This is a genomic window from Okeania sp. SIO3I5, from assembly GCF_010672085.1.
Classification (GTDB): domain Bacteria; phylum Cyanobacteriota; class Cyanobacteriia; order Cyanobacteriales; family Microcoleaceae; genus Trichodesmium.
Genome location: NZ_JAAHHT010000292.1, coordinates 1 through 9,731, shown reverse-complemented (window position 1 = coordinate 9,731; position 9,731 = coordinate 1). Strand labels below are relative to the sequence as shown.

9 protein-coding genes are annotated in these 9,731 nt (G+C 34.7%); 3 read left to right on the top strand and 6 right to left on the bottom strand.

Going from position 1 to position 9,731, the window contains the following annotated elements; all coding sequences use genetic code 11:
- Positions 1-54 precede the first annotated feature (54 nt).
- The 5 genes from F6K40_RS35455 to F6K40_RS35435 all read right to left on the bottom strand — a co-directional run bounded on the left by F6K40_RS35455 (position 55) and on the right by F6K40_RS35435 (position 5,572).
- A complete protein-coding gene (locus tag F6K40_RS35455; protein WP_365673911.1) occupies positions 55-462 on the bottom strand; it encodes a c-type cytochrome in 408 nt (135 codons plus the stop codon).
- Between the two features lie 691 nt (positions 463-1,153).
- Positions 1,154-1,657 (bottom strand): DUF3122 domain-containing protein, encoded by a 504-nt coding sequence (locus tag F6K40_RS35450; protein WP_293143418.1) that lies wholly within the window; start codon positions 1,655-1,657, stop codon positions 1,154-1,156.
- 249 nt (positions 1,658-1,906) lie between these two features.
- On the bottom strand, positions 1,907-2,686 hold the full coding sequence (locus F6K40_RS35445; RefSeq protein WP_293143415.1) for an MBL fold metallo-hydrolase: 780 nt from the start codon (positions 2,684-2,686) through the stop codon (positions 1,907-1,909).
- Between the two features lie 326 nt (positions 2,687-3,012).
- Positions 3,013-4,467, bottom strand: a complete 1,455-nt coding sequence (locus F6K40_RS35440; RefSeq protein ID WP_293143412.1) for a WD40 repeat domain-containing protein — start codon at positions 4,465-4,467, stop codon at positions 3,013-3,015.
- A gap of 577 nt (positions 4,468-5,044) precedes the next feature.
- Positions 5,045-5,572: a ferric reductase-like transmembrane domain-containing protein gene (locus F6K40_RS35435; protein ID WP_293143409.1), complete on the bottom strand. Its 528-nt coding sequence runs from the start codon at positions 5,570-5,572 to the stop codon at positions 5,045-5,047.
- Positions 5,573-6,996: 1,424 nt separating this feature from the next.
- On the opposite strand from F6K40_RS35435, the gene F6K40_RS35430 reads away from it, so the two are divergent.
- A complete protein-coding gene (locus F6K40_RS35430; protein ID WP_293143406.1) occupies positions 6,997-7,461 on the top strand; it encodes a hypothetical protein in 465 nt (154 codons plus the stop codon).
- On the opposite strand, the gene F6K40_RS35425 is transcribed toward F6K40_RS35430, so the two are convergent.
- Complete coding sequence (locus F6K40_RS35425; protein WP_293143403.1) at positions 7,437-8,354, bottom strand: LysM peptidoglycan-binding domain-containing M23 family metallopeptidase; 918 nt, start codon at positions 8,352-8,354, stop codon at positions 7,437-7,439. The two genes, F6K40_RS35430 and F6K40_RS35425, sit on opposite strands and share 25 nt — an antisense overlap.
- A 456-nt stretch (positions 8,355-8,810) precedes the next feature.
- On the opposite strand from F6K40_RS35425, the gene F6K40_RS35420 reads away from it, so the two are divergent.
- Positions 8,811-9,095, top strand: a complete 285-nt coding sequence (locus F6K40_RS35420; RefSeq protein ID WP_293143400.1) for a hypothetical protein — start codon at positions 8,811-8,813, stop codon at positions 9,093-9,095.
- Positions 9,096-9,125: 30 nt separating this feature from the next.
- Complete coding sequence (locus F6K40_RS35415) at positions 9,126-9,491, top strand: phosphorylase family protein (RefSeq protein WP_293143397.1); 366 nt, start codon at positions 9,126-9,128, stop codon at positions 9,489-9,491.
- Positions 9,492-9,731 lie beyond the last annotated feature (240 nt).

The window sequence follows — 9,731 nt, the reverse complement described above, 5'->3', positions numbered from 1 at the left end:
TTCCCTCCATTAACATAACAACCCACACAATAAATCTCAAAAAGTTCTGCCACCCTAATTTTTTCTAGAGATATCCTGATTAAAAAGACTATCCCAAAAACTTTTTACTTTACTCATCATCCCTTCAGAATGCCAAGCATTTTTTGCCTCTTCCAACACATAAGCAGAAACTTTTTCTATCTCTATTTCTGTCAAACGCTCTTGATAAGCAGACATATTATTTTTACCATTTTTTACTAAATAAGCGATCGCCTCAACAGAATCTAATTTATTTCTTTCCAAAGTCTCAATTTTTAAATTTTTCCCCCGTCTAACAATATTCCCTCCATTAGCATGACAACCTACACAATGAATCTGAAAAAGTTCCGCACCTTGTGTCATTTCTGCTGCTAATGCAGTAGGAATTTTTATAACATTTATCAATATCAAAATTAATAAGCAAACCGTAATTATTTTTTTCATTTTTTTCCTAATAAACTTCAACTAATTTAAGTAAGTAAGAGCAATTTTTTTAATAATTATAGACAAAGAGCGCCATGATTACTACTTATTACAATTTTCAAAAAGAATGTTAGAAATAATCAAAGCGATCGCCCATACTTTGATAGGGTACATCTGATAAGGTACATCCACGCGGGCAAGATGCCCAAACTACAAACATTTAACTGTTAATATTTGTACTTCATCTACTTAGAATCTACTTTCAACAATTAATAATTAATAATGAATAATTAATAATTACCTCTCTTTGAAAATAGGAGGATTTACTCAAAGGAAAATTTTTCTTTATTATCCCCTTAAAAGGGGGGAGGTTTTAAACCATAATTTTTCGGTAATTTCCGACATAAAAAATGTTATTTAAACCATTCATTCTTACTCCTCAATCCTAATTATTTAGCTAATTTCCAACTAAAAAAAATGTTATTCAAACCATTTATTATGACTCTTTATTCCTAATTTAATGTTATTTAAACCATTCATTCTGACTCTTAATTCCTAATTTTTATCTAATTTCCGAGCTAGAAAATTTTATTAAAGCCATTTATTCTGACTTCTAAATCCTAATTATTGAGCTAATTTCCAACGTAAAAAATGTTATTCAAACCATTCATTCGGACTCCTGAATCCTGACTCCTGACTCCTAAAAAAATTCCTATTCCCAAAAATCAACTTTATCAAATAGCAGACGCCATTCTTTAACAGCAAAAATAGGAACTACTATTTCAGCTTTACTAGAATCCTGCAAAGATAAGTTTAGTCGCAGTGGAGTATCATAATCTAGACCTTTCATTACCTCCAGAAAATCATATTCCCCAACATTAGGAGGAAAAGAAGAATCCAACAAAACATCCTCTGGATTCCATACCTTACCATTGCCAGTAGTAACCTGCAATTTTTGGGAATTATCTAATTTTATCATCCCAGGAAAACCTACTAATCGTAAACGTAAAGTTTCTAATTTACCAGATTTAATTCTTTTGTATAATACCGCCTGCCATGCTCGGTCTGAAATATCTCGCAAACTTTGTTGAGAGCGATACATTATCTGTGTAGAAGACTCAGGATATGTATGAATAGAAGCTAGGGCAAACTGAGCATGACAAATCATTAAATATAAGGATAAGACCAAAGTGAAAATCCCAGGAATATTTCTCATTTTTTTGATTAATTAGTTAACAATAATCTTGGTATTAATCAACTCAAATATTTAATATGTAAATTCTTGAATATTACAGCGGATTTTACCTTGTTGAGGTACACAAATCGCGGGCAAGATGCCCGCACTGGGAATATTTAATTTTTAATATCTGTACTTTGTGTACTTGGAATATGTTGCATATAATAATAGACAATATCTTTCAAAATCAAGGAGCTTTTGAAAAATATTGGCTCAAACAAATTCACATTAATTAGTTAATACTCGTTCTTCCAATTTTAATTCAAAACGTTCTCCTGGTTTTGGCTCCATAACTTTTGTTGCCAAATTATTTTTAGCCAACCAAGACTGTACTTCCTCAACATTTCCCTCAACTTTAAACAAAGATACTAATAATCCTTGAAAATCTACATCACCCCCCGCTGCTGTAGGTAACATAACTTGAGGTTTTAACCATTGAGCTGCTTGTAATGCACTTTCATTTCCCTTAATTATTGGCCCCACCAATGGTAAATTCAAATTGATAATTGGAGAGATAACAACATCTATAGGCGCAAATTCCTTGATTTTTTCAGAATGGTTGCCGTGGGGTTCATAATATATTGTTTTGCCAGTGCTTATATCTTTGAGAATATAACCATTTTCCACCAAAGTTGGGCCAACAAGTGAACCAGGAACAGCTCTAACTTCAACGCTATTATCAAAAGAATAGGTCTGACCATGATCAAGTGTGATTACCTGAGAATAACCCAACTCTTGTACTACCTTTGCTGCAGTCGGAGAAGCAACAACAGGAATATTTTTATCTAACTGCTTAAGAGTTTCTGGGTGAGCATGGTCTTCCAATCCCTGAGATAATACAATTAGGTCTACATTTTCTGGAATGGGACGAGGAGTAAGTTTTTCCCCTTTAAACAGCCAAGGTAGATTACCGAAAACTAAAGGGCCAACGAGCCAAGGATCTATGAGGATTCGTTTACTGCCAATTTCAATTAGCCAGGAATTACTGTCTAACCAAGTTAAGTACATAGTATTTCTATTAAGTTATGTTTCGTCTTATTGTAACGTTCTGCTTTACAAAATTGATACAAAGCGTAACATCATGTGACAAATTGTCGGTGGTTACTCATCCACAGGCATTAACGGGTCTTGCCCTACCATATTTCTCGCTCTTCATACTTGCGTTTAAATTGATGAACCACATTGCCATAACCAAAACCTTTTTTCAGCGCCAACTCTTACAGAAGACTATGGAAGATAAGCTATCGTGGCAATTGTAGGGGCGATTCGCGAATCGCCCCTACAATTGCTAACTACTAACTACTAACTACTAACTACTGACTACTGACTACTGACTACTGACTACTAATTTCACTTTGAAACGACAACCAACCTTCCCACGGACTAACCTCAAGTACGCCTGTTGGTGTCATTACGACGCGGAATACTCCAAAAGATTGTTTCTCCCCAGAATTAGAACTATGTAATAGCTTCGGTAAAGGCGTTTGCCCTGCATAATCTCTAGCTTCTTGGTTCATGGGTTCTAAACCGATAATGACATTATCAGCATTAACTTTCATTTGAAATACTAAGTCCTCATACCAAGTGGGAGTCTGTCGCCAACTTTGGTCAATTTTGTTGTACAAATTTTGGTTTAACTTCTTTAACATAGCTACATCAGTAATTTTTGATGCACCCTCGGAAACTTCTGGGTTTACACTAGGGACTGCTTTCTCTACATCAGGAATTTCTGGATTTACATTAAAAACTACTTTGTCTACATCAGGAATTTCTGGATTTACATTAAGAACTGCTTTCTCTATACTAGAAAATGCTTTCTCTTTCACAGCAGATGGTTCAACAGCTATATCTATATCTTCTAACTGCTGATCAGAAGTTTGCATTGACCAAAGTTTAACAGTACCATCCGCACTTCCAGAGACAAGAGTTTGACCATCAGGGTTAAACTGTACAGAAAAAACTGCTTTGGAATGAGCTGTCAACTTTTTTATGAGTTCCCCTGTATTCACCTGCCACAAAGAAATATCTCTCTTATGACTGCTAGTGGCAAGAGTTTTGCTATCAGCACTAAAAGCAACAGAAAAAACTGCCTTTTCTTTCTCTAACGTTTCATACAATTTGCCACTATCTACTTGCCATAACTTAACTGTTCGATCTCGACTACCACTAGCTAACATTTGATTATTAGGACTAAAAGCAAGAGTCATAATAGTCTTTTTATGTGCTGCTATTGAGTGCTGTTCTTTACCTGTATTCAAGTCCCAAGTCTTAATTATACCATTTCTACCAGCAGTTGCCAGCATCTTTCCATCCTGACTCAAAGCTAAAGAGGTTAAAATATTTGGATGCTTTAAACTACGGTTAATAGAGCCAGTTTTAATATTCCAGATCTTAACCATGCCATCATAACTACCACTAGCTAGAGTCTGACTGTCAACACTAAAAGCTATAGCTTTCACATCATCAGTATGACTATTAAGATCTCGGACCAGATTGCCATTGGAAAGATCCCAAAGCTTAATGTGATTATCCCAGCTACCACTAGCAAGGATTTTTCCATCTGGACTAATAGCAAGAGATTCAATAGCATCGTCGTGAGCTTTGATATTATGAAGCAATTCACCATTGCTTATATTTGTAATCTTAATCGTACCATCATAACTACCACTAGCTAAGGTTTCACCATCAGGACTAATGGCAACTGTATAAACCCATCCTTTATGTTTTGCCAGAACTTGGGTGGGTACGGTTTGTTGCGTTATTGTGGAAACGGGATTCTTGGATGACATTAATATCAATCGCGATAACCAAAAACCTCCAATAGCTGCTAGAACAATTGACCCTATTATTGTATAAGAATTACTAAGAATAGGTCTAGATTTTTTGACTCCGACCATTATTGACCCCCTGAAAATTAATCTTGAATTTTGATTTATTTATTAAGTTACAGCAGTTTCAGAGTTAGTGAGGTACAAAGTTTGACGGGTTTAGGGAACACTTAACTGGGAACATTTAACTGGGAACAGGGAATTGAGATTAGCACGCTCACTGTACCTCACCATCCTCATGCATTGCTGTAAGTTGTTAGTAATTTGGTATTCGATCTCAAAAAGAGTGATGGAGATTCAAAATTCTGACAACTTTGCCAAAATATGTTTCTACATTAATTTTTTGATTCTTCGTTTTAACCTTAATTGATCTCAAACGAACTTAGCTTTAATTTTTATTTACCGAAAAATCAAGGTTTAAAGCCTCTCCTTTCAAGGATAAAAAAGAAAAAAAATTTCCTTTTTCACCAATCCTCTTCTTAAAAAAAAGAGGTATTCAAGAATTATTAATTATTAATTATTAATTGTTAATTATTAATTATTGAATAGGTTTTGGTTTTGATAATTTCTTTTGATGTTCTTTCCATTTTCTAATGATAAATACAACCGCTATCCCTGTGATTCCAAGCATTCCGAATGGTGTCAATAGTGTCCAATGTCCCGACATTTTGTCTATGATGTGCCAGACTAACAGAAATAATGCTAGGTAAGTTAATTCATGTAATTTCTTCCAATTTTTCTTCATTTTTCTCATACTCCAATCATTAGAAGTAATTGTTAATAGTACGAAAATAATGAAAGTTGCAACTCCTTGTATATATATCCAATAAGTTTGGAAATCATAAAAATCAAAGTTTCTTTTTAGAACTAACAAAGTTCCATGACCAAAAGCAAGTACAAAGGCAATTACACCTATTTCACGTCGGTTCTTCTGCAACACTTTCGGTATTTCTGCTTGTCTTGTTTGAGGAAAAACAATTTTTATACTTGTTGGTAGCAAAGTGAGAACGTAGCATATTAATGCTAAGAAACCTAAGTAGTTTGCTAGTGGTGGTGCATCTAACATAGTTTATCCTTGATTCTTTTTATTATTATTAACAAATGATTAGCTATCAGTATTTAGTTGTTAGCAGAGATAAGTCTTGGGTTTCAACTTCCCCCAATCTTATCTATGGTTGTTTTTTACAGTTGAGTAGCGATCGCTAAGTTAGCAAAAATTACTTACAGCGCTGTTCAGTTGAGTAGACCACTAAATTCATGATCTTGGAGTCAGGAGTCAGGAGTCAGGAGTCAGGAATCAGGAGTCAGGAGTCAGGAGTCAGGAGGTAGGGACGTTGCATAAGGGCGTCCGTAGGTCGCAGGAGTTAGGAGTCAGTATCATTGTGGTTTATTCATCATTAAACCGCTGTAACAGAAATAAATTGAATTGTAATAGGTACAGGACTTACGCACGCGAAACCGGGTTTTTAGGATAAATTGTTGTTTTTAACAATAAATATTGACGAAAAAACCTGGTTTCTGGGTTTGCCTACGTAAGTCTTGAAGTATTATCCACTTCAAGAATCACCAGTAACTATATTTATTAATGGCAGATGGTAACAGTGAGAATAGTAAGGTTAATTAAGACACAAAACTTGAATATCAAAGCTGTTTCGGCGATCGCTTCTTCATACAGACTGTTATATAAAATCCGGTAGTATCAGTATAGTCCATTCCTCACAAGGGTGGCACTTTCACCTCTTGTCAGACATTATTGATAGTTATTTATGATTTCTGTGTGTATAAAGTTTTCGAGATACCAATAATTTGATATTTTGTCCCTTTCCAACTTCATTAAGATTGTAACATAATTTCTTTATATTTGTAAATGTTTTTAATAATAGTGTTTTTTTTAGTCACTCATAAGTTTGATTTATTAATAAAAAATAAAGATAGCAAGATTTTATCATCTTGATACTATTTATCAAAAATTTTTCTACGCTTTTTTGAGCAGGGAAGTAGGAGAGTGGAGGTAGAGACCTTGCATACAAGGTTCCTGTAACTTAATAATAATTAACATTAAGTTAACTAAAATCAACAAAAAATAATTTTTTCTGTGTTAATTACTTAATAGCTCAAGTGTCACCCAGGTATAGGATTAATCCATGGGAATTGGTATAAATATGAATATAGTTTAATACTAATTCTCAAAAAATGTGCTACTAATAATTAAACTACTTATGGAATTCAGGAGGATTAATTGAGGTATAGTAGCTGTACAATTTGCGACGACAAAATGAATAGCTTATACTAATTCAATTAATGTTTGTTATCAATGTTTAAGTTTTTTCAGGAGTCATAATTAACGCAAAATAAGTCGTAATGAATAGCTTAAATGCCATTTTTATCATTTATATTTTCTGTTTATGCAAAAAGACATATTATACAAATTCACTTAATTTCCCTGATTATGAGTAACATTATTTTGATGAAAACGACATCAACTAGAAATTGCCGCCTATTCGACCCCTATTCACCTCTCCAAATATTCGTGAATGCAAGTATACACAAAGTGTAGGGATCTTTAATAGAACTTTTTTTACTAGAGAGAAAAAAGTAGGAGAGGATGGGGAGGTGTGGTCCGTGTGGTCCGTGTGGTCCGTGTGGTCCGTGTGGTCCGTGTGGGAAATTTGGGAAATTTGGGAAATTTGGGAAATTTGGGAAATTTGCTCCGTGTGGGAAGTTTGGGAAGTTTGGGAAGTTTGGGAAATTTGGGAAGTTTGGGAAGTTTGGGATTGTAAGAGAAATAATTTTTCCTTGATTTTTCTGCCTCGCGTTACCCCAAAGTCCTCACTTTATGCAGCTAAATCAACCGAAAAATTACCAGTTTTTCACGACATAAAATGGCTAAAACCTTTATATGTCAATGCTTTGAATTTGTTCAGCAAGCCCTACTTAAAAATAACTTCTATGTAAGAATTTGGATTTTCAGCTACCCAACCTAAAGGGGAATTATATCTAATTTCAAAATGTAGATGAGCTTCTTCAAAATCAGGATTTCCTGTTTGACCAACTGTGCCTAAAAGTTCTGTTTGTGTAACTTTTTGACCAGTTTTTACCTGAATAAAATCTAAATGAGCATAACGAGTTTGTTGACCTGTAGCATGATTAATCACTACTAAATTTCCATAACTACCTTGTTTTCCAGCAAATGCGACAATACCTTCTCCTACTGAAAAAACTGATGTTCCCCTATCAGCAATTAAATCTAAACCACTATGAAAAACTACTTGATTTTTAATCGGATGTAACAACCAACCATAACCTAAAATTACCCTAGCTTCAAAAGGTAAAGGATAACCCGTTAATGAAGATATTTTTGGGGGTGTTTTTCCTCCTGGAGACCAATTTACTCCCGGTAAAAATACTATTTCTGGTGTTTGTTGGTTTGGTGTTTCTGGACAACCATTGACTTCATATAAAGTGTCAGCACGGATGTTATAGTTTTCTGCAACACTTTTCCAGGTTTTACCACTAGGTACTTTTACAGCGATACCGTTATAGGGAGGAATAACAATTTCAGTACCTACGGTGACTTGTCCTTTTTGTAGGACTCGATTAAATGCTAATAGGGTAGGGGGAATTAGGTTGTATTGTTGGGCAATAGTTTCAATGGTCTCTCCAGGGACAACGATATGGCGTTGGACGCGAGATAATGCAGGTGACGGACAAATTTCTTGTGCTTCTTCTGTAATAGAAGGAGTAGGAATTTTTATCCGTTGAGATTGAGCATTAGTTTTGATTACTAACAGTGGATTAATTAAGCATAACAATGTAGTTATAAGGCACAAACAGAATTGAGAAATCATAGTTCATTAATGGATAATGGATAATGGATAATGGATAATTGATAATTGATAATTACCTCTCCCTAAAAGCTATGCTTTATAAAGATCTTTCTTAACATAAAATTTAGGCATTAGTAAGAAGTTATGTATAAGTCGTTTGAGAGACTTTTTCATCAGAAAAGTGTATTGAATTAGAAGTTTTTTTGAAGATTCTTACTCCCCACACTCCCCACACCTCCCCATCCTCCCCACCTTCCCCACAAGGTTTTCAGGAGTTCCTTATAAGGGATAGCTTTTAGGGAGAGCATTGACGCTGTGTTAATTACTTAATAACTGAAGTGCTATCGAAGTATAGCATTAATGCATGGGAATTGGTATAATAGATATCACCAACAATCAAAAATAAAATCAATTCTTTCTCCTCTATTCCCTATTCCCTATTCCCTATTCCCCCTTTTCTGGAGATTTATAATAGAAATGATTGATACAATTTTAGTTGTCCACAGGCCAGAATTAAAGTCTGTGAAGCGTGGTCTTAGGTGCAGTTTATCTGTTATTCCAAAATTGTTACCTCTACCAATAGGCGTTACATCTGTTACTCGCCATTTGCATCAGTGGCAAGAAAAGCATGATTTTTCTTCTCAGCAACCATCAACAGTCTTGGTAATGGGATTATGCGGTAGTCTCTCTAGTAAATATCGACCTGGAGATGTGGTGATCTATAATGAGTGTATTTTATATAATGAGTCTCAGTTGCTTTAGCAAAAGTGCAATGACGTTTTAACCAATAAATTGCAAACTCATTTACAAAAAAAAGCCTCTTTAGTAAGAGGTTTAACTAGCGATCGCTTAATTTACAAGGCGGAGGAAAAACAACTACTGGAAAAAAATACTGGTGCAGAAGTAGTAGATATGGAAGGTTTTGCAATTCTCAATTTCTTCGCTAAGTTATCTGTTCCGGTGGCGATGGTGAGGGTGATTAGTGATGACACACGCCACGATATTCCCCATCTCTGTTCTGCTATAACATCATCTGGAAATTTACAACCTTTACCATTAGCGATCGCTATGTTTCGACAACCACTTGCTGCTTTGCAACTTATTCGAGGTTCATTAAAAGTATTGCAGGAGGTTACAAGTTGTCTTTTTAGTGATTAAAGAAGCGGTCAGAACTCAGCAATCAGTAAGATCATTTTTTTAGGTTTATCAAGGGATTTCATATAAAATCCGGTTACACAGTAATCGCAAAATTACTTCCTCAACTAGAATATGTTAAGCATGAATACGAATTTAAAAATTTATGCATTTTCATTTCCTTTCTTACTCCTTACTCATTACTCCTTACTCCTTACTCCTTACTCCTTACTCCGTAATCATTACTAATAACTCCTTACTCAT

Excerpts from the sequence above, each read along its gene's own strand:
- F6K40_RS35455 (WP_365673911.1), bottom strand. The coding sequence starts at position 462 with ATGAAAAAAATAATTACGGTTTGCTTATTAATTTTGATATTGATAAAT.
- F6K40_RS35450 (WP_293143418.1), bottom strand. The coding sequence starts at position 1,657 with ATGAGAAATATTCCTGGGATTTTCACTTTGGTCTTATCCTTATATTTA.
- F6K40_RS35445 (WP_293143415.1), bottom strand. The coding sequence starts at position 2,686 with ATGTACTTAACTTGGTTAGACAGTAATTCCTGGCTAATTGAAATTGGC.
- F6K40_RS35440 (WP_293143412.1), bottom strand. The coding sequence starts at position 4,467 with ATGTCATCCAAGAATCCCGTTTCCACAATAACGCAACAAACCGTACCC.
- F6K40_RS35435 (WP_293143409.1), bottom strand. The coding sequence starts at position 5,572 with ATGTTAGATGCACCACCACTAGCAAACTACTTAGGTTTCTTAGCATTA.
- F6K40_RS35425 (WP_293143403.1), bottom strand. The coding sequence starts at position 8,354 with ATGATTTCTCAATTCTGTTTGTGCCTTATAACTACATTGTTATGCTTA.
- F6K40_RS35420 (WP_293143400.1), top strand. The coding sequence starts at position 8,811 with ATGATTGATACAATTTTAGTTGTCCACAGGCCAGAATTAAAGTCTGTG.